Raw genomic sequence first — 18691 nt, 5'->3', positions numbered from 1 at the left:
CCGCTGGGCAGGCTCGTATTTTGATTATCTATGAAAAATCATGAAAAGCTTGCCGCCTGCGTCGCTGACACGGCGCAAAAAAAACGCCAAGACATAGGTCTTGGCGTTTTGTCGGACGGGAAGTTCCCGGGGGGACAGGGAAGGGCTTAGCCGAGCACGGCGGCCAGCGCGACATTGAAGCTGGCGCTTGGGCGCATCACTGCGCCGCACTTGGTCGCGTCGGGATGGTAATAGCCGCCGATGTCGGCCGCTTTGCCCTGCACGGCTTTCAACTCGTCCAGGATTTTCTGCTCGTTGCTAGCCAGGTTTTGGGCGAGCGGGGCGAAGCGGGCCTGCAGCTCTTTGTCCTCGGACTGTTCCGCCAGTGCCTGGGCCCAGTACAGGGTCAGGTAGAACTGGCTGCCGCGGTTGTCCAGCTCGCCGGTGCGGCGCGACGGGGACTTGTTCTCGTCCAGCAGTTTGCCGGTGGCGAGGTCCAGCGTCTTGGCCAAGATCTTGGCTTTGCCGTTGCCTGTCTTGATGCCCAGTTCTTCCAAGGACACCGCCAGCGCCAGGAACTCGCCCAGGCTGTCCCAACGCAGATGGTTTTCTTCCAGCAGCTGTTGCACGTGCTTGGGCGCGGAACCGCCTGCGCCGGTCTCGTACATGCCGCCGCCGGCCATCAGGGGCACGATGGACAGCATTTTGGCCGAGGTGCCCAGTTCCATGATGGGGAACAGGTCGGTCAGGTAGTCGCGCAGGATGTTGCCGGTCACCGAGATGGTGTCCAGGCCGCGCGCCACGCGCTCCAGGGTGTAACGCATTGCGCGAACCTGGGACATGATGTGGATTTCCAGGCCGCTGGTGTCGTGATCCTTCAGGTAGGCGTGGACCTTCTTGATCAGTTCGTTCTCGTGCGGGCGGTACGGGTCCAGCCAGAACACCGCCGGCATACCGGAGTTGCGGGCGCGGGTGACGGCCAGCTTGACCCAATCGCGGATCGGCGCGTCCTTCACCTGGCACATGCGCCAGATATCGCCTTGCTCGACGTTCTGCGACAGCAGCACTTCGCCGGTGGCGAGGTCGACGATGTTGGCGACGCCATCTTCCTGGATTTCAAAAGTTTTGTCGTGGGAGCCGTACTCTTCGGCCTTCTGCGCCATCAGGCCGACGTTGGGCACGGTGCCCATGGTTTTGGGATCAAAATTGCCGTGCCATTTGCAGAAGTTAATCATCTCCTGATAAATGCGGGCGAAGGTGGACTCCGGCATGACGGCCTTGGCGTCGTAAGGTTTGCCGTCGGCCCCCCACATCTTGCCGCCAGCACGTATCATCGCCGGCATCGAGGCATCCACGATCACGTCGTTGGGCGAGTGGAAGTTGGTGATGCCCTTGGCCGAATCCACCATGGCCAGGCGCGGGCGGTGCTCCTGGCAGGCGTGCAGGTCGCGGATGATTTCTTCACGCTTGGAAGCCGGCAGGGTTTCGATTTTCTCGTACAGAGTGGCCATGCCGTTGTTGACGTTGACGCCCAGCTCTTCGAACAGCTTGCCGTGTTTTTCGAAGGCTTCCTTGTAGTAGATCTTGACGCAGTGGCCGAACACGATGGGGTGGGACACCTTCATCATGGTGGCTTTGACGTGCAGGGAGAACAGGATGCCGGATTCGCGGCAGTCTTCCATTTCACGCTCGTAGAAGTCGCACAGCGCCTTCTTGCTCATGAACATGGAGTCGATGATCTCTCCGGCCTGCAGCGCGACTTTGGGTTTGAGCACGATGGTCTGGCCGCTCTTGGTGGTCAGTTCCATCTTCACGTCGCGCGCCTTGTCCAGCGTCATCGACTTCTCGCCGTGGTAGAAGTCGCCGTGGTGCATATGGGAGACGTGGGTTTGCGACCACTGCTTCCATTCGCCCATCGAGTGCGGATGCTTCTTGGCGTAGTTTTTCACCGCCAGCGGCGCGCGACGATCGGAATTGCCTTCGCGCAGCACGGGGTTCACCGCGGAACCTAGGCATTTGGCGTAGCGGTCCTTAATGGCTTTGTCGGCGTCGGAGGCCGGGTTTTCCGGATAGTCCGGCAGCGGGTAGCCCTTGGCCTGCAATTCTTTGACGCAGGCGATCAATTGGGCCACGGAGGCGCTGATATTGGGCAGCTTGATGATGTTGGTGTCGGGGTGCTGGGTCAGTTTGCCCAGCTCGGCCAGCGTGTTCGGCACTTTCTGTTCGTCGGCCAGATAGTCGGGGAATTCGGCCAGGACGCGCGCGGCCAGCGAAATATCGGCAGTGGCGACTTCAATGCCGGCGGAGCCGGCGAAGGCTTGCACGACAGGCAGGAAGGCGCTGGTTGCCAGCGCCGGCGCTTCGTCGGTCAGGGTGTAGATGATTTTGGGCTGTTCCGAAGGCATTACTCTATCTCCTTTTATCTTGTGACGACAGAACGGTTGCGCAGGGCGCTGCCGGCGCATGGAAAGACCTTGGAAAGGCGGATGGCGGTTCAGGCGACGCGGCCTGAACACGGTCCGGAGACTCTCGGGTAATTTTCAAAAGCGAATTATACCTCTCCGCGCGCGCTTGGCTCGCTGCGCATTTGAACTTTTATGCTTGATAACTGCGCGGCGGCGGTTCGAATGCGAATTATAGGCCGCGCCCGGAGCGTCTTCGCCGGCAAACTTGCGGCGCGCGGCGGCAGGCTCTTGTATCATTCGCCTCATTCTTTTCTCGCCGCTCTTCATGCCATGTCCCGACTCATCCTGCTCAACAAGCCCTACGGCGTCATCTGCCAGTTTTCAGAGCATCCCAAGCATCCGACGCTCAAGTCCTGCGTGCCGTTGCCGGGCGTGTACCCGGCGGGCAGGCTGGACACCGACAGCGAAGGCCTGCTGCTTTTGACGGGCGACGGCGAATTGCAACACCGCATCGCCAATCCGCGCTGGAAGCTGCCCAAGACCTATTGGGTGCAGGTGGAGGGACAGATCCGCGACGAACAACTGGAGCAACTGCGCCGCGGCGTCGACCTGGGCGATTTCACCACCCAGCCGGCGCAGGCGCGGCGCATCGACGCGCCCGCGCTGTGGGAACGCACGCCGCCGGTGCGTTTTCGCAAGACGGTACCGGACGGCTGGCTGGAGATCGTCATCAGCGAGGGCAAGAATCGCCAGGTGCGGCGCATGACCGCTAAAGTGGGGCTGCCGACGTTGCGCCTGGTGCGGGCGGCGATAGGACCGTGGACGCTGGACGGCCTGCAGCCGGGGGAGATGCGCGAGCTGGAGGTGGATCTTGCGGATTTGCCGAGGGTGTCGCATGCTCAGCGCATCGCCAAGCCCGGCGCGCAGCCGCGCGGCGTCGGCGGGGACCGGCGCGGAGGTCCGCGCAAGCCCTGAGCGAGGGCGCGGCCGTTGGCGATTCCAGAGGGCGAGCGCATGCAGATTCCCGAGTACTACAACCCGGTGGCGCGCGATATCGCACAGGCGCTGGTGGACGGTTTCGACAAGCATTATCGCCTGTTCCGCGAGTGTAATCGCGGCGCCAAGGATTTGTTCGAGTCCGGGGACTGGCAAGGGGTGCAAAAGGCGGTTCGCGACCGTATCCAGTTCTACGACGAACGGGTGGCGGAAACGGTGGCGAGGCTGCATGGCGAATTCCACGCCGATCTGCTGGACGACGAGATCTGGCAGCAGGCCAAGCTTTACTTCATCGGCCTGTTGGCCAATCACAAGCAACCGGAGTGCGCGGAAACCTTCTTCAATTCCGTGTTCACCCGCATCTTGCACCGCGATTACTTCAACAACGATTTCATCTTCATCCGGCCGGCGATCTCCACCGAGTACATCGAGTCAGACCCGCCGTCCTACCGCAGCTATTACCCCGCGCGCGAGGGCCTGCGGCGAGCATTGCGGCGCATCGTCGAGGACTTTGGCTGGCGGCGGCCGTTCACCTGGCTGCGGCGGGACATCGCTCTGCTGTTGCGCCAGGCGGAGTCCTTTCTGGAGGGGGGCTGGCCGCAGCCGGAGGCCAATTGTCAGATCCAGGTGTTGTCGTCGCCGTTCTACCGCAATAAGACCGCTTATGTATTCGGCAAGGTCATCAACGGCGGCGCGCATTACCCATTCGCAGTCCCGGTATTGCACGACGCACTGGGCGGGCTGTACCTGGATACCTTGCTGCTGGAGCCCTGGCGCATCGGCGTGCTGTTCTCCTTCAGCCGCGCTTACTTCCTGGTGGATATGGAGGTGCCGTCCGCTTATGTGCAGTTCCTGAGAGGGATGCTGCCGGGCAAGACCAAGGCCGAGCTCTACACCATGCTGGGGCTGCAGAAACAGGGCAAGAACACCTTCTACCGCGATTTCATCCAGCACCTGAAACATTCCAACGACAGCTTCGTCATCGCGCCCGGCATCCGCGGCCTGGTGATGCTGGTATTCACTCTGCCGTCCTATCCCTATGTGTTCAAGCTGATCAAGGACGTGTTCGGCGGACCCAAGGAGGTGGACCGGGCCACGGTGAAGGCAAAGTACCAGCTGGTGAAGCGCCATGACCGAGTGGGACGGCTGGCGGATACGCTGGAGTTTTCCAATGTGGCGTTTCCCAAGGCGCGCTTCACCGAAGAATTGCTGCGGGAGTTGCGCGAGCAAGCGCCGTCGATGATGGAGGAGGGCGCTGAGCAGGTGGTGATCAAGCACTTGTACATCGAGCGGCGGCTGAAGCCGTTGAATCTCTACCTGATGAGTTGCGAACCGGCGGAGAAGGCGCGGGCGGTGCGCGATTACGGCTTGGCGATCAAGGAGCTGGCGGCGGCGAATATTTTCCCCGGCGACATGTTGTTCAAGAATTTTGGCGTGACGCGTTACGGGCGGGTAATTTTCTACGACTACGACGAGATCGAATACCTGAGCGACTGCTATTTCCGGCGGATTCCGGAGGCGCCTAACCCGGAAATGGAAATGTCCGGCGAGGTTTGGTACCCGGTGGCGCGCAATGATGTGTTTCCCGAGGAGTTCGGCGTTTTTCTATTGGGCGACCCCGAGGTCAGGCAGGTTTTTCTGCGCCATCACCGGGATTTGCTGAGTCCCGAGTTTTGGCAGCTGCGCCAGCGCCGCATCCGCGCCGGCCACATCGAAGATTTTTACCCTTATCCGGAGGAGATGCGTTTCCTCAATGCTTATCCGCGGTTTTACCGGCGGGAGCGGGCGGCCTGGCCAAGGGAGGATTAGGACAAGAAAAACGGGGAAGCGAAAGCTTCCCCGTTTTGGGTGTTGAGCGCGAGCAACTTGGTTGTGCCGTCGTTAAGGGCGATGGCTGTCCTCGAAGTAGGCGATGGGCCCGGCGCTGGTTAAGCCGATGTGGAAGGTTGAGCTTTCCGGGAAGGTTTCGCCTATGCTTTCCGCGGCGCGCACGATCTCGTACAGTACTTCCACTTCCTTGAATTTTCGGGTGATGTTGTCATTGCCCTGCAACCAGGTCCGGATTTCCTCGGCATGCGGATGGTTGTTTTCCAAGTCCAGCTGGCAGGCCGGCGTGCTGATCAGGCTGATCGCAGGCGGCATGCTGATGTCCAGCTGTTGCAATTGTTGGCTCGCCAGTTCGGCGAAGCTGGACAATTCGAGGTTGGCCCGCTCGCGGATGGAGGAAAGGGCAATGCTTCCATCGTCCGTGACCTGACTGAACAGTGTGACCAGGCCCGGGGCGGTGGCAGTGTTTTCAAGCGACATTGTTGTTGCTCCTGTCTCGGATGTTACCTTCTAGTAATATAGGAAACGTCCCCGGGTCTGGCCTGGTCATTTGGCCAGTTTCTTTAATTCATAGAGCAGGGCCTGGGCTTCCCGTGGCGAGAGATCGTCTAGATCGACCTCCAGAAGGCGTTCGACTGCCGGATTCGCTTCAGGTTCCACAGTTGTCGTTGCGGGTAAACTGATAAATAGGTCTGGTTGCACGCGGCTGGCGGAGTGGTTCTCCAATTCAGTCAGATAGCGACGTGCCTCGCGGATCACTTTGCCGGGCACGCCGGCCAGCTGAGCCACCGCCAAGCCATAGCTCTGGCTGGCCGGGCCTTCCTCCACATGGTGCAAAAACACGATGCGGTCCTTGTGCTCCACGGCGGACAGGTGGACGTTGGCGACGCTGGGGTACTCGCTTTCCAGGCTGGTCAGCTCGAAATAATGGGTGGCGAACAGCGTATAGGCGCGGCTTTTCTCTATCAGCGCCTTGGCGATGGCCCAGGCCAGCGCCAGGCCGTCGAAAGTGGAGGTGCCGCGGCCCACTTCATCCATCAGCACCAACGAGTGTTCGGAGGCGTTGTTGAGGATGTTGGCGGTTTCGGTCATCTCCACCATGAAGGTGGAGCGGCCGCCGGCCAGGTCGTCGGAAGCGCCGATGCGGGTGAAGATACGGTCTATCGGTCCAATCACCGCGCGTTGGGCCGGTACGAAGCTGCCGACGTGCGCCATCAGCGTAATCAGCGCGTTCTGGCGCATATAGGTGGATTTACCGCCCATGTTCGGGCCAGTGATCAGCAGCAGTTTGCGGGTGTCGGACAGCCGGGTGTCGTTGGCGATGAAGCGTTCCACTTCCGCCTCCACCACAGGGTGGCGGCCTTCGATGATTTCCAGCCGCGGCTCGGCCACGAACTCCGGCTCCACGTAGTTGTTGACGCTGGCGCGCTCGGCGAAGGCGGACAGCACGTCTAGTCCGGCCACCGCTTGCGCTATCAGCTTCAGGTCGGGTATGTGCGGCGCCAGTTGATCCAGCAGGTCTTCGTACAGTTGCTTTTCCAGCGCCAGCGCGCGGTCTTGCGCGGACAGCGCCTTGTCTTCGAACTCCTTCAGTTCAGGCGTGATGTAGCGCTCGGCGTTCTTCAGCGTCTGGCGGCGGCGGTAGTCGTCCGGCACCTTGTCGCCTTGAGCCTTGGTAACTTCGATGTAGAAGCCGTGCACGCGGTTGAACTCCACTTTCAGGGTGGGGATGCCGGTGCGTTCTTTTTCGCGGGCTTCCAGCGCCAGCAGAAAGGCGCCGCAGTCGGTCTGGATCGCGCGCAATTCGTCCAGCGTGGCGTTGAGGCCGTGATTGATCACGCCGCCGTCGCGAAGGAAGGTGGAGGGCTCGGGCAGGATGGCCTGGCTGAGCATGGTTTCCACTGGGGAATCGTCCGGCAGCAGGCGCGCCAGTTCGCCCAGCAGTTCTGCGTCGAGATTGGCGGCCAGCCGTTTGACGCCGGTCAACGCCTTCAGCGAATCGCGCAGCGCGGCCAGGTCGCGCGGGCGGGCGCTGCGCAGGGCGATGCGGGCGGTGATGCGTTCGATGTCAGCCACTTCGCGCAGCTGGGCGTGGGCGTCGTCGTAGGCCGGCAGCAAGGCGCGCACCGCTTCCAGCCGGCGCGACAGCTTGCCGTGACTGCGGATGGGGTGATGCAGCCAATGGCGCAGCAGACGGCTGCCCATGCTGGTGGCGCAGCCGTCCAGCAGCGAGGCCAGCGTCGGAGACGGCTCGCCGCGTATGGTTTCGGTCAGTTCCAGGTTACGGCGGGTGGCGCCGTCCATGCGGATCAACTCGCCGGCGTCCTCCACCGCCAGATTGGCGATATGAGCCGGGTTGACGCTCTGAGTAGTCTTGACGTACTCCAGCAGCGCGCCGGCGGCGCCCACCGCCACTGGCAGGGTGTCGGCGCCGAAGCCGGCCAAGTCGCGGGTGCCGAAGTGCCGGGTCAGCGTCATCTGCGCCGACTCGATGTCGAACTGCCACGGCGGCAGCTTTTTCTTGGGCGTGGCCACGGTTTCGAACACATTGAGGCCGGTGTCGTCCGGGATCACCAGTTCGGCGGGTTTCAAGCGCTCCAGCTCGCTGTGGAGCTCGTCCACCCGGGTCTGCAATACTTTGAACTCGCCGCTGGCGAGCGATAGCCAGGCCAGGCCCAGCACGCCCTTGACCATGTTCACCGCCATCACCAGGTTGTCGCGCTTGTCGTCCAGCAAAGCGGCGTCGGTCAGGGTGCCGGGGGTGACGATGCGCACCACCTTGCGTTCCACCGGCCCTTTGGACAAGGCCGGGTCGCCAATCTGCTCGGCGATGGCGACGGATTCGCCCATTTTGACCAGGCGCGCCAGATAGCCTTCGGCGGCGTGATAGGGCACGCCGGCCATCTTGATCGGGTTGCCGCCGCTGGCGCCGCGGGTGGTCAGGGTGATGTCAAGCAAGCGCGCCGCCTTCTCCGCGTCCTCATAGAACAGTTCGTAGAAGTCCCCCATGCGGTAGAAAACCAGCTTGTCGGCGTGTTCGCGTTTGATGGCTAGGTATTGCTGCATCATCGGGGTGTGCTGTGGCGTGCTCATTGGCTGTGGGCTCTTATGAATGGACAACAGGATGCCGTGGCCTTTGCCCGCGGATCAAGGGCGCGCGGGCGCCAGAGCATCCCTGATTAATGTTTCGACCCCGCGCGCGGCGGGGCTTTTGGAGAGTCGGCGCTATTTTAGCGCAGCCCGACTGCGGCGTCAGCCGTGCAGGCACAGACTGCAAAGATGCGATATGCATGGTTTGGGGTTCTGTCAAGCGTGCGGCTCAATGATGGTTGTGATTGACTTGGTTTCGTTGCGAATTTATGATTTATATCAAAGTTTCAGAAATTCCTGAAAATTGAGAACGTCATGAATTTATCGCCACTCGTCCAGTCTTTCGTGCTGCATTTCGGTGAAATGGGCAGCCGCTGGGGCATCAATCGCACCGTCGGGCAGATCTACGCGCTGCTCTATGTATCGGAGAAGCCGCTGAACGCGGATGAAATCGCAGAGAGCCTGAGCTTTTCACGCTCCAACGTCAGCATGGGTCTCAAGGAGCTGGAGTCCTGGCGGCTGGTCAGGCTGCAGCATTTCCCCGGAGATCGCCGCGAATATTTCTCCACGCCCGACGATGTCTGGGCCATTTTCAAAACCCTGGCCGAGGAGCGCAAAAAGCGCGAGGTGGAGCCTACGCTGACCATGTTGCGCGGCGCGATCATGGAGACGCCGGCCAGCGACGCTGAACGCCATGCCCAAGCGCGGATGAAGGAGATGCACCAGTTGATCGAACTGGTGACCACCTGGTTCTCCGATATCCAGCACATGGATGTGGAGACCTTGCAGCGCCTGATGAAACTGGGTTCGCAGGTGCAGAAAATCCTGCAGTTCACCCACTCGCTTTCGAAACTGACCAGTCGCGACGGCGACAGGGAGTAGCTATGGACTTTGACCCGCTGGTATTGGCGCGCATTCAGTTCGGCGCCAATATTTCCTTTCACATCTTGTTCCCCACCATCAATATCGCGATGGGCTGGGTGCTGCTGTTCTTCAAGCTGCGTTACCTGAAAACCGGTCAGCAAGGCTGGATGGACGCCTATGGCTTCTGGGTGAAGATCTTCGCCTTGTCCTTCGCCCTGGGCGTGGTCAGCGGCGTGACCATGAGCTTCCAGTTCGGCACCAACTGGCCTGGCTATATGCAGACGGTGGGCAATATCGCCGGCCCGCTGCTGGCGTATGAAATCCTGACCGCTTTCTTCCTGGAGGCCACCTTCCTGGGCGTGATGCTGTTCGGCCGTTCACGGGTGTCCGAGCGAGTGCATACCTGGGCCACCTTCCTGGTCGCCTTCGGCAATACGGTGTCGGCGTTCTGGATTCTGGCCTTGAATTCCTGGATGCAGACCCCGACCGGCTTCAAGATGGTGGACGGCAAGGCGGTGGTGACCAGTTGGCTGGAGGTGATTTTTAATCCCTCTTTGCCCTACCGGCTGACCCATATGCTGATCGCCTCCGGCTTGACCACAGCCTTTCTGGTTGCGGGTCTGTCCGCTTATCGCCGGCTGAAGGGCGACCGCAGCGACGGCGCGAAGATGGCGCTGAAAACCGGCGTGGTGACCGCGGCCTTGCTGATTCCGCTGCAGATTTTCGTGGGCGACATGCACGGCCTCAACACCTTCAAGCATCAACCCGCCAAGCTGGCGGCGATTGAAGGTATCTGGCATACCGAGAAAGGCGCGCCGCTGTTGCTGTTCGCTCTGCCCAATGCGGAAACCCGTCAGAACGATATGGCGGTGGGCATTCCCAAGCTGGCCAGCCTGATCATCACTCATGATCCTAACGGCGAGATCCGCGGTCTTAATGAGTTCGCTCAGCATCCGCCTGTGGGCAAGGTGTTCTGGAGCTTCCGCGTGATGGCCGGCGTGGGGGCGCTGATGCTGCTGGTGTCTTGGCTGGCCTGTTGGCAACTGCGTCGCCGCGGCCAGTTGGCGCCGCTGATGCTGCGGGCGCTGGTGGGCATGACCTTCGCCGGTTGGGTCGCGACCCTGGCAGGCTGGTACGTGACCGAGATCGGCCGTCAGCCGTGGCTGGTGGAGGGCGTGCTGACCACCGCGCAGGCGGCGGGTCCGGCGACCGGCGGTATGGTGGCGTCTACGCTGGCGATGTATCTGGGTTTGTACCTGGTGTTGCTGACCGCCTATGTGTCGGTCTTGTTCTACATGGCGGGCAAGGCGGCCGGCCAGTCCGGCGGCGAGGCCGCGCATCTTGAGGAGAAACTGGCATGAGTGGCGCTGTGTATTGGTTGCCGGTGGTGTTCGCCGGCCTGATGGCCCTGGCCATGCTGATTTACGTTGTGCTGGATGGCTACGATCTGGGCGTGGGCTTGTTGTTGCCCTTCGCCGAGGACGACGAGAAGGACATGATGATCGCGTCGATCGGCCCGTTCTGGGACGCCAACGAAACCTGGCTGGTGCTGGGCGTGGGCCTGTTGCTGGTGGGCTTTCCGCTGGCGCACGGCATCATTCTGGGCGAGCTCTATCTGCCGGTGGCGCTGATGCTGGCTGGCTTGATAGTGCGCGGCGTGGCCTTCGACTTTCGCGTCAAGGCGCGCGAGCCGCATAAGCCGTGGTGGAATGTCGCTTTCGCCTGTGGCTCGCTGTTGGCGGCGCTGACTCAGGGCGTGATGCTGGGCCGCTACCTGACCGGCTTCGCCGAGGGTTGGCTGGCCTGGGGCTTTGCCTTGCTGGCCGGCATCGGCTTGGCTGCAGCTTACACCTTGCTGGGAGCCGGTTGGCTGATCATGAAGACCAGCGGCGCTTTGCAAGCCAAGGCGGTGGCTTGGGCGCGGCGCAGCCTGGCCGGCGCCGGTCTGTCTGTGCTGCTGGTGTCGGCGGCCACGCCGCTGGCCAGCAGCCATATCGCCGCAAAGTGGTTCGCCCTGCCGGAGTTCTTGCTGCTGCTGCCCTTGCCCTTGGGCTGCATTGTGTTGTTCGCCACGCTGTGGGTGATCCTGCCGCGCTTGGCGGCGCGTCAGGCAGCCGGCAATGATAATTGGTGCTGGGCGCCGTTCGCCTGCACCGTCGGCATCGTGCTGCTGTCGTTCTGGGGCCTGACCTATAGCGTGTTCCCGGAGGTGGTGATTGGCCGGCTGAATATCTGGCAGGCGGCCAGCGACACCGCGGCCTTGTGGGTGATCTTCTGGGGCGCGGCGGTGGTGCTGCCGGTGATTCTGCTGTACACCGCCTTTGTCTACCGGGTGTTCCACGGCAAGGCCAATGCGTTGACTTACCAATAAGCCAGTATCCGGCGCCGTGTTTGACCAAGCCGTCTTTGCTCTGCGAAGGCGGCTTTTGCCATACTGAGAGCGCGTCATCCGTCTGCAATCCTCGCCGGCGACAATGATGCCTTTTGTTCGAGGTCTGCAAGGAAGCGCCCATGTCTTACTCCACGCCTGGCCGGCAATGGCCTTATCCCCGCTTCATCGCTCATCGCGGCGGCGGCGTTCTGGCGCCGGAGAACACCCTGGCGGGATTTCGCGAAGGCCTGCGTTACGGCTACCGCGGCGCCGAATGCGATGTGAAGCTGTCGGCCGACAATGTCTGTTTTCTGCTGCATGACGACACGGTGGAGCGCACCAGCAATGGCCGCGGCGCGGCGGCGGCGCTGAGCATGGCGGAATTGGCGCGGCTGGACGCCGGCGGCTGGAAGGGCGCGGCTTTTGCCGGCGAGCCCATGCCGACGCTGGACACAGTCGCCGCCTGCTGCCTTGCGCACGGCATTGCCTTGAACATCGAGATCAAGCCCTGCCCGGGACGGGAGGCGGAAACCGGCGCTGCGGTGGCGGCGGAAGCCGCCCGGCTGTGGGCCGGCGCCGCGTTGCAGCCCTTGCTGTCGTCTTTTTCCGCCGAGGCGCTGAGCGCTGCGGGGGAAGCCGCGCCGGCTCTATCGCGCGCCTGGCTGGTGGAGCGAGTGCCGGCGGACTGGCTGTCGCGCTTGCGCGACCTGGACTGCGTGGCCTTGCATTGCGACTATCAGAGCTTGGACGCGGCCTTGGCGGCCAGCGTCAAGCAAGCGGGCTTTCAATTGCTGTGCTACACGGTGAATCAGCCGGCCGATGCCGAACGTTTGCTGGCTTGGGGCGTAGACAGCGTCTGCACCGACCGTTTGGATCTGCTGCGGCCTATTTCAGATTGAAGGCCTTGAAGCTGCCGTCCTCCTTCATCGCCAGGATGGCGCGGTTCAGCCGCTGCATGACGTCGTCGCTTAATTGCGGGTGGCAGGCGAAATAGATGTCGGTTTCGTTCACCACCAGGGCGACGCGCGGCGTCGCCATTTTCATTTTGTCGGCCAGGCTCTGTATGCCCACGTCCAGCGTGGCCAGCAGGTCGATGCGGCCCAGTTGCAGCTTGCGCAGATTGGTCTCCGCGTCCGCGCTTTCGTCCAGCGTCCAGCCCTGTTGTTTCAGCCGGCTGGCCACGGCGGTGCCGCGCACGGCGCCGATATGGAATTGCCTGGCCTGCTCCACGCCGCCGAAGTCGCGGGTTTCGTCATGGCGCGCCAGCAGCACCAGCCGCAGGCGGATGACAGGTTCGCTCCAGCGGAACAGTGTTTCGCGTTCCGGAAAGCGGGCGGCGGTCAAGCAGGCGTCCGGGGTCTGCTGGACCAGCAGCACGGCGCGGGCGGTGGGGTAGGGCGTAAACTTGAACGGCAGGCCGGCGCGCTGGGACAGCGCGCGCATCAAGTCGATGGCGGCGCCGGAGACGTGTTGCTGATCGGCGGAGACTTCGATGATGGGAGGCTGAGGGCTGACCAGAATGGTCAGCCCGGCCGCCGCGGCGGGTGCCGAAGCCAACGCCGCGATCAGCTTTATCAGCGGGCGCGGCATTGTAGTCTAGACACTGAAACGGCCGGCGAGCTGCCCCAGCCGTTGCGACACCGATTGCAGTTCGCCGGCGGTCTGCGCGCTGGCTTCGACGGCGCTGGCGTTGGTTTCCGACATCCGCGCCACGCTTTCCACGTTTTGCGCCAGCGACTGGCTGGCGCTGCTCTGTTCCTTCAGACCTTGAGTGATTTGATGGATGCTGTCTAGCACCTGATCCACGCATTGGCGGATGGAGGCGATGCTGGCGCCGGCGTTGCGGGTGTTCTCCTGGCCTTTCATGATGGCGCTCATGCCGGTTTGCATATTGGTGATGGCCTGCTGCGAGGTGCGCTGAATGTCGGAAACGATGGTGCTGATCTCGGTGGTGGATTGCGCGGTGCGTTCCGCCAGCTTGCGCACTTCGTCGGCCACTACGGCGAAGCCGCGGCCTTGTTCGCCGGCGCGCGCGGCTTCGATGGCGGCGTTAAGCGCCAGCAGATTGGTTTGGTCTGCGACATCGCGGATCACATCGACGATGCTGGCGATGGATTCCGATTGCTGGCCCAGCGCGCCTATGGTTTCCGAGGCAGAAGACACGTCGCGCACGATGCTGTCCATGCTGGCGCTGGCGTCGTGGATGATGGCGTTGCCCTCGCTGGACTGGCTGACCGCGGCGCGCGACAGTTGATTGGCTTGTTCAGATTGCTCGGCGCTGACCATCAGGCTGGTGCTCAGCTCTTCGATCGCCGCCGCCATGCTGGCCGCCGCCTGGGTTTGCCGGGTGCTGCTATGGGAGACGTTCTGGGCGCTTTGAGCCATCTGGTCCGCAGCCGCGTTGACTTCGCGCGAGGTGTCCAGCAACTGCGTCACGGTGTCGCGCAATTGGTCGCGCATCTGGCCAATGGAGGCCAGCAAGCTATTGCTGTCCTGCTCGCGCAGTTGGATCCGGGTGCCCAGCTGGCCTGCGGCTAATTGTTCGACCACGCTTTGCACGTAGAAAGGCTCGCCGCCCAGTTGCAGGGTGATGGACAGATAGAGCTGGTGGAATAGGAAGCTGGCCAACAGCATCGCGGCCAGGCCGATGCCGATGTAGAAATTGCGCTGAGCCTGCATCCGTTCGATGCGGGCCTGCAACAGCGCCTCCAGGTTTTTCAGCGTCACATCGCTGAAGCGGGCGCCGATTTCGGCGTTTTTCGCCGCCATCCCGCCCAGGGCCACGGCGGCGCCGGTTTGCCCGGCGATGGCCTTGTCGATGGACGCGGCCTGGCTTTGATGAAAGGCGGCCAGCGCCTGGGATTCGGCGTTCAGTTCGTTTTTCAAGGCCGGGTTGTAGGCCAGCGCCTTGGCCAGATCGCTGTTCAAGCCGTCCAGCGCGCCGTTGATCAGCGGGCGCAACTCCACTAGGCGGTCGCGTTCGGCGGGTGTCAGCGTTTGGCCGGCTTCCGATTTGGCGGCCCAGGCCAGCGCTTCGCCGACGTAGTTGCTGAGCGCGGGTAGCTTGGCGGTCGCGGCGTCCATCAGATAGTAACTGTCGATGTCCGGGTCCAACGTTAGATTGGAGTTGTCGCTGGCGGCGCCGAGCAAGGCGTTGAGTTTGTCCGCGGTGCTGTCGAAGCTGGCGATCACTTGCGGCGGCGGGGCGCCGCCGATCCGCGACAGCGTGCCTCGCGCGGCGCTGGCGGTTTTCCAGGCCTCCTCGGTTTGCAGGATGGCGCCGTACCGTTCGTGAGCGCTTTGCAGTTGGTTCCAGCCTTGTTCTAGCTGCGCCTGCGCCGCGGGAAGCGCTGCCTTGGCGGCGGCTTCGCCCTGAGCCGCGCGCACGGCCAGGTCCTGAGCTTGCTCCAGCGCGCCCAGCAAATGCTGCAGCGGCTGGATATAGGACACCCCGACTCTTTCTTTTTGCGAAAAATCGATATTGTCCTGATTGGTTCGATACAGACCGTACACCATATACAGTAAGGCGACGGCAAAGACCGTGCCGATCAGCGCAAAGCGGCTGGGGTAGCTCAAGCGCTGCATCAGCCTTACCACGGGTGTTGTCATGATTTCGCTCCTGACTGTGGCGGCGACGCACGCAATGTGGACGTCTGCTTCGCCAGTTCCAGAATAGGCAATTTTCACGGGCTGCGATTGCCGCATGAAATGCGATGACTTGTCGGATGAGGCGCTTATCAGTTCGTTTAGCTAAGGGCCTTGAGCTTTGGCTTGTCTGGCCAGGGCGAATAACCGGCAATAATGCCTGGGGCATCGAAAATGCCTTTGGACTGTTTTGGCATTGGGTCAGCGTCCGGCTATTCGGAACGATTCAATGACAAAGGCGTTCGTTGAAACGGGGGAGTGGACGTTTGCGAGGCTTTGGCCAAGATTGCCCGGCATTGCCAGCAATCACTCTATTTTGCTAAATTCGCCGGGTTTTGCATCGAACAGTCTGACGAAGCAGTGTCCTGAATCAGGCGACCCGACGGTCGCGGGGAACGGTTTCATCAAGGCTGCAATTTTCAAGCCCGGCGCCAAGACCGCGGCGAGGACAACCTTCCTGTCTGCAATCCTTCCGGCGCGCGTCGCCTATTTTCCAGATTGCCACGCTCAGAGCTTTATAGAGGATCCATGGACTTGCTTCATTCGTTTATCAATGCCGCCAATGATGTGATTTGGGGCAAAGTGCTGATTGGCCTGTTATTGGCCGTCGGCTTGTATTTCTCGTTGCGCTCCGGCCTGTTGCAGTTGCGGCTTTTTGCGCGCGGCTGGCGCGAGATGATGGGCGGCCGCGGCGGCCACCGCAGCAAGGACGACATCTCGCCGTTTCAGGCCTTCGCCACCGGCCTCGCCAGCCGGGTGGGCACCGGCAACATCGCCGGCGTGGCCATCGCCATTGCCGCCGGCGGACCCGGCGCGGTGTTCTGGATGTGGCTGACCGCCATGCTGGGCATGGCCAGCGCTTTCGCCGAATCGACCTTGGCGCAGCTGTTCAAGACCAATCACCATGACGACACCTTCCGCGGCGGTCCGGCCTACTACATCCAGAAAGGCCTGGGGCAACGCTGGCTGGGCGTGATCTTCGCCTTGTGCCTGATTCTGGCTTTCGGCTTGGTGTTCAACGCGGTGCAGGCCAACTCCATCGTGGCGGCCACCGAGGGCGCCTGGGGCTGGAACCGCTATATGGTGGGCATCGCCCTGGTGGTGATGAGCGCGCCCATCATCTTTGGCGGCGTGCGCTCGGTGGCGCGGGTGGCCGAATGGCTGGTGCCGGTGATGGCGGCCGTCTATTTGCTGATGACCTTCTATGTGTTGGCGGTGCATGCCGCCGAGTTGCCCGGTCTGATTGTGTTGATCGTCAAGAGCGCTTTTGGTCTGGAGCAGGCCGCGGGCGGTTTTGCCGGATACGCCGTGAGCCAGGCGATGATGCTGGGTATCAAGCGCGGTCTGTTTTCCAATGAGGCGGGCATGGGTTCCGCTCCCAACGCCGCCGCGACGGCGACCTCGCGCCATCCGGCAAGCCAGGGCGCGATCCAGATGTTCGGCGTCTTCATCGACACCATGGTGATCTGTACCGCCACGGCGGCCATCATTCTGTTGTCCGGCGTGCATGATCAGGGTTTGAGCGGGGTGGCGCTGACGCAGAAGGCCATCGAGGCCCAGTTCGGCCCGATCGGGGCGTCCTTCCTCGCGGTGGCGATGTTCCTGTTCGCCTTTTCCACCATCATCGGCAATTACGCTTACGCCGAAGGCAATGTCGAATTCATTCGCAGCAACAAGTGGATCTTGTTGGTGTTCCGGCTGATCGTGCTGGCGATGGTGATGTTCGGCGCGGTGGCCAGCTTGCCGCTGGTATGGGACATGGCCGACTTCGCCATGGGCTTGATGGCCTTGATTAATCTGGTGGCCATTGTGTTGTTGTCGCGTTACTTCTTCATCGTGTTGAAGGACTATGAGCGTCAGCTGAAGCAAGGCGAGTCCACCCCTGTGTTCAAGGTGGCGGATTACCCGGAACTGGCGGCCAAGGTGGAAAAAGACATCTGGTAAGCTTTTGCCTGGCTCCAACGATAAACAGCCCGCGTTTAGACGCGGGCTGTTTTGTCATGGGACTGGCTTAAATGGTTTTGGAGTAGCGAGCCCGGGTGCGGCGCTCGCGCAGGTGCTTATCGAAGATCATCGCGATATTGCGGATCAGGAGGCGGCCCTTGGGTTCCACCATGATGAAGTCGCCGTCGAAGGACAGCAGCCCCAGTTGCTGATATTCGCGGATCTGCGGCAACTCTTCCGCAAAGTACTCGGCGAAGTTGATGCCGTGAATTTCCTCCAGCGCTTCCACGGACAGCGAGAAACGGCACATCAGACCCTGGATGATGCTGCGACGAAGGATGTCGTCATTGTCCAGCGTCAGCCCGCGCAGCACCGGCAGATGGCCGCTGTCCAGCGCCGCGTAGTAGCTGTCCAGATCTTTGGCGCTCTGACTGTAGCAGGGGCCGACCTTGCCGATGGAGGACACGCCAAGGCCAATCATGTCGCAGTCCGCATGCGTGGAATAACCCTGGAAATTGCGCTGCAGCCGGCCCTGGCGCAAGGCGGAGGCCAGTTCGTCGTCCGGCTTGGCGAAGTGATCCATGCCGATGAACACATAGCCGGCGTCGGCCAGGCGTTGCACCGAGTCCTGCAGGATGTCCAGCTTGGTTTCCGGCGACGGCAGATCGGCCTCGTTGATGCGGCGTTGCGGCATGAACACGGTGGGCAAATGGGCGTAGTTGTACAGCGCCAGCCGGTCCGGTCCTATGGCGATCACTTTGTCCAGCGTGCGACGCACCGATTCACGGGTCTGCAAGGGCAGGCCGTAGATCAGGTCGACGCTGACGGACTTGAAGCCGGCGTCGCGCGCCGCCTGGATCACCTCTAGAGTTTCCGCTTCGGACTGCACGCGGTTCACCGCCTGCTGCACCGCGGGCTCGAAGTCCTGAATGCCGACGCTGATGCGGTTGAAACCTAATTCGGCCAGCTTGAAAATTGTAGCTGCACTGACTTTGCGCGGGTCTATTTCTATGGAATACTCCCCCTCCTTCAAGAACTCGAAATGAGTCTTGAGCAAGGTCATCAATCGTTCCAGTTGCGCGTCGGACAGGAAAGTCGGGGTACCGCCGCCGAAATGCAGCTGTATCACCTGCTCTCGGCGCGCCAGACAGGAGGCGACCATCTGGACTTCCTTTTCCAGGTAGTCCAGATACAAGTCGGCTTTGCCGCTATCCTTGGTGATGATCTTGTTGCAACCGCAGTAGTAGCAGATAGTGTTGCAAAAAGGTATATGAGCGTACAATGATAAAGGTTTCCGGTTGGCGCCGATGCTGCGCTGCCGTAGCCAGTGGATGTAGTCTCTTTCGGCAAAACCCGGCGTAAAGCGATCTGCTGTCGGGTATGACGTATATCTAGGACCTGTCCCGTCGAGGCGTTCAATCAGAGCGCGGTCGAATTCAAAATGGGCAGGAGAAAATGGGTGGGTGGTCTTCATGTCGTATTTGGATGGCAAAACCTCTGGTGGACTGGTAAATTTGCGGAAATCCTGCGAATTTCGCTTTGATAAGGGTCAAGCTTCGTCGCAAGCTTG

General features: G+C 61.7%; 14 protein-coding genes. 8 read left to right on the top strand and 6 right to left on the bottom strand.

Going from position 1 to position 18691, the window contains the following annotated elements; translation table 11 throughout:
• Positions 1-146: 146 nt before the first annotated feature.
• Positions 147-2384: an NADP-dependent isocitrate dehydrogenase gene (locus MOV80_RS06255; protein WP_043590793.1), complete on the bottom strand. Its 2238-nt coding sequence runs from the start codon at positions 2382-2384 to the stop codon at positions 147-149.
• A gap of 330 nt (positions 2385-2714) precedes the next feature.
• Between MOV80_RS06255 and MOV80_RS06250 the strand changes: the two genes are divergently transcribed.
• Entirely contained in the window at positions 2715-3359 is a 645-nt protein-coding gene (locus MOV80_RS06250) for a pseudouridine synthase (RefSeq protein WP_019100882.1), read from the top strand.
• A gap of 39 nt (positions 3360-3398) precedes the next feature.
• Positions 3399-5189 carry a bifunctional isocitrate dehydrogenase kinase/phosphatase gene (gene aceK, locus MOV80_RS06245; RefSeq protein WP_019100881.1) on the top strand — a complete coding sequence of 597 codons (1791 nt, stop codon included), beginning with the start codon at positions 3399-3401 and terminating at the stop codon, positions 5187-5189.
• 72 nt (positions 5190-5261) lie between these two features.
• Here aceK and MOV80_RS06240 read toward each other — a convergent pair whose 3' ends face one another.
• Together MOV80_RS06240 and mutS are read right to left on the bottom strand one after the other, a co-directional pair.
• Positions 5262-5687: a hypothetical protein gene (locus tag MOV80_RS06240; protein WP_019100880.1), complete on the bottom strand. Its 426-nt coding sequence runs from the start codon at positions 5685-5687 to the stop codon at positions 5262-5264.
• A gap of 66 nt (positions 5688-5753) precedes the next feature.
• Positions 5754-8300 carry a DNA mismatch repair protein MutS gene (gene mutS / locus MOV80_RS06235; protein WP_107731544.1) on the bottom strand — a complete coding sequence of 849 codons (2547 nt, stop codon included), beginning with the start codon at positions 8298-8300 and terminating at the stop codon, positions 5754-5756.
• A gap of 312 nt (positions 8301-8612) precedes the next feature.
• Here mutS and MOV80_RS06230 point away from each other — a divergent pair, with 312 nt between their 5' ends.
• The 4 genes from MOV80_RS06230 to ugpQ all read left to right on the top strand — a co-directional run bounded on the left by MOV80_RS06230 (position 8613) and on the right by ugpQ (position 12431).
• Complete coding sequence (locus MOV80_RS06230; protein ID WP_043590797.1) at positions 8613-9179, top strand: GbsR/MarR family transcriptional regulator; 567 nt, start codon at positions 8613-8615, stop codon at positions 9177-9179.
• A 2-nt stretch (positions 9180-9181) separates the two neighbouring features.
• Positions 9182-10522, top strand: coding sequence for a cytochrome ubiquinol oxidase subunit I (locus tag MOV80_RS06225; protein ID WP_107731545.1), 1341 nt, complete (start codon positions 9182-9184; stop codon positions 10520-10522).
• The gene (locus MOV80_RS06220) at positions 10519-11532 is read left to right on the top strand and encodes a cytochrome d ubiquinol oxidase subunit II (protein WP_118268268.1); all 1014 of its coding nucleotides are present in this window, start codon (positions 10519-10521) and stop codon (positions 11530-11532) included. Before MOV80_RS06225 ends, MOV80_RS06220 begins: the two co-directional genes overlap by 4 nt.
• Before the next feature lie 140 nt (positions 11533-11672).
• Positions 11673-12431, top strand: a complete 759-nt coding sequence (gene ugpQ / locus MOV80_RS06215; RefSeq protein ID WP_043590802.1) for a glycerophosphodiester phosphodiesterase — start codon at positions 11673-11675, stop codon at positions 12429-12431.
• On the opposite strand, the gene MOV80_RS06210 is transcribed toward ugpQ, so the two are convergent.
• Together MOV80_RS06210 and MOV80_RS06205 are read right to left on the bottom strand one after the other, a co-directional pair.
• A complete protein-coding gene (locus tag MOV80_RS06210) occupies positions 12418-13122 on the bottom strand; it encodes a transporter substrate-binding domain-containing protein (RefSeq protein WP_249604933.1) in 705 nt (234 codons plus the stop codon). The two genes, ugpQ and MOV80_RS06210, sit on opposite strands and share 14 nt — an antisense overlap.
• Before the next feature lie 6 nt (positions 13123-13128).
• A complete protein-coding gene (locus tag MOV80_RS06205; protein WP_162897121.1) occupies positions 13129-15141 on the bottom strand; it encodes a methyl-accepting chemotaxis protein in 2013 nt (670 codons plus the stop codon).
• 265 nt (positions 15142-15406) lie between these two features.
• Between MOV80_RS06205 and MOV80_RS06200 the strand changes: the two genes are divergently transcribed.
• Complete coding sequence (locus tag MOV80_RS06200) at positions 15407-15748, top strand: hypothetical protein (RefSeq protein ID WP_162897120.1); 342 nt, start codon at positions 15407-15409, stop codon at positions 15746-15748.
• Positions 15706-17121, top strand: coding sequence for a sodium:alanine symporter family protein (locus MOV80_RS06195; RefSeq protein ID WP_019101096.1), 1416 nt, complete (start codon positions 15706-15708; stop codon positions 17119-17121). Before MOV80_RS06200 ends, MOV80_RS06195 begins: the two co-directional genes overlap by 43 nt.
• Before the next feature lie 67 nt (positions 17122-17188).
• Here MOV80_RS06195 and hemN read toward each other — a convergent pair whose 3' ends face one another.
• The gene (hemN, locus tag MOV80_RS06190) at positions 17189-18595 is read right to left on the bottom strand and encodes an oxygen-independent coproporphyrinogen III oxidase (protein ID WP_118268266.1); all 1407 of its coding nucleotides are present in this window, start codon (positions 18593-18595) and stop codon (positions 17189-17191) included.
• Positions 18596-18691 lie beyond the last annotated feature (96 nt).

Origin of the sequence: Chromobacterium sp. IRSSSOUMB001 (assembly GCF_023507765.1) — a bacterium.
GTDB classification, from domain to species: Bacteria; Pseudomonadota; Gammaproteobacteria; order Burkholderiales; family Chromobacteriaceae; genus Chromobacterium; species Chromobacterium haemolyticum.
Note: the sequence above shows the minus strand (reverse complement) of the source record. Positions and strands in the feature narration are given on the sequence as shown.

Bases quoted from the DNA above. Each gene is read 5' to 3' on its own strand.
- MOV80_RS06225 (WP_107731545.1), top strand. From the start codon at position 9,182: ATGGACTTTGACCCGCTGGTATTGGCGCGCATTCAGTTCGGCGCCAAT.
- aceK (WP_019100881.1), top strand. From the start codon at position 3,399: ATGCAGATTCCCGAGTACTACAACCCGGTGGCGCGCGATATCGCACAG.
- ugpQ (WP_043590802.1), top strand. From the start codon at position 11,673: ATGTCTTACTCCACGCCTGGCCGGCAATGGCCTTATCCCCGCTTCATC.
- MOV80_RS06200 (WP_162897120.1), top strand. From the start codon at position 15,407: ATGACAAAGGCGTTCGTTGAAACGGGGGAGTGGACGTTTGCGAGGCTT.
- hemN (WP_118268266.1), bottom strand. From the start codon at position 18,595: ATGAAGACCACCCACCCATTTTCTCCTGCCCATTTTGAATTCGACCGC.
- MOV80_RS06240 (WP_019100880.1), bottom strand. From the start codon at position 5,687: ATGTCGCTTGAAAACACTGCCACCGCCCCGGGCCTGGTCACACTGTTC.
- MOV80_RS06250 (WP_019100882.1), top strand. From the start codon at position 2,715: ATGTCCCGACTCATCCTGCTCAACAAGCCCTACGGCGTCATCTGCCAG.
- MOV80_RS06255 (WP_043590793.1), bottom strand. From the start codon at position 2,384: ATGCCTTCGGAACAGCCCAAAATCATCTACACCCTGACCGACGAAGCG.
- MOV80_RS06220 (WP_118268268.1), top strand. From the start codon at position 10,519: ATGAGTGGCGCTGTGTATTGGTTGCCGGTGGTGTTCGCCGGCCTGATG.
- MOV80_RS06210 (WP_249604933.1), bottom strand. From the start codon at position 13,122: ATGCCGCGCCCGCTGATAAAGCTGATCGCGGCGTTGGCTTCGGCACCC.
- MOV80_RS06195 (WP_019101096.1), top strand. From the start codon at position 15,706: ATGGACTTGCTTCATTCGTTTATCAATGCCGCCAATGATGTGATTTGG.
- mutS (WP_107731544.1), bottom strand. From the start codon at position 8,300: ATGAGCACGCCACAGCACACCCCGATGATGCAGCAATACCTAGCCATC.
- MOV80_RS06205 (WP_162897121.1), bottom strand. From the start codon at position 15,141: ATGACAACACCCGTGGTAAGGCTGATGCAGCGCTTGAGCTACCCCAGC.
- MOV80_RS06230 (WP_043590797.1), top strand. From the start codon at position 8,613: ATGAATTTATCGCCACTCGTCCAGTCTTTCGTGCTGCATTTCGGTGAA.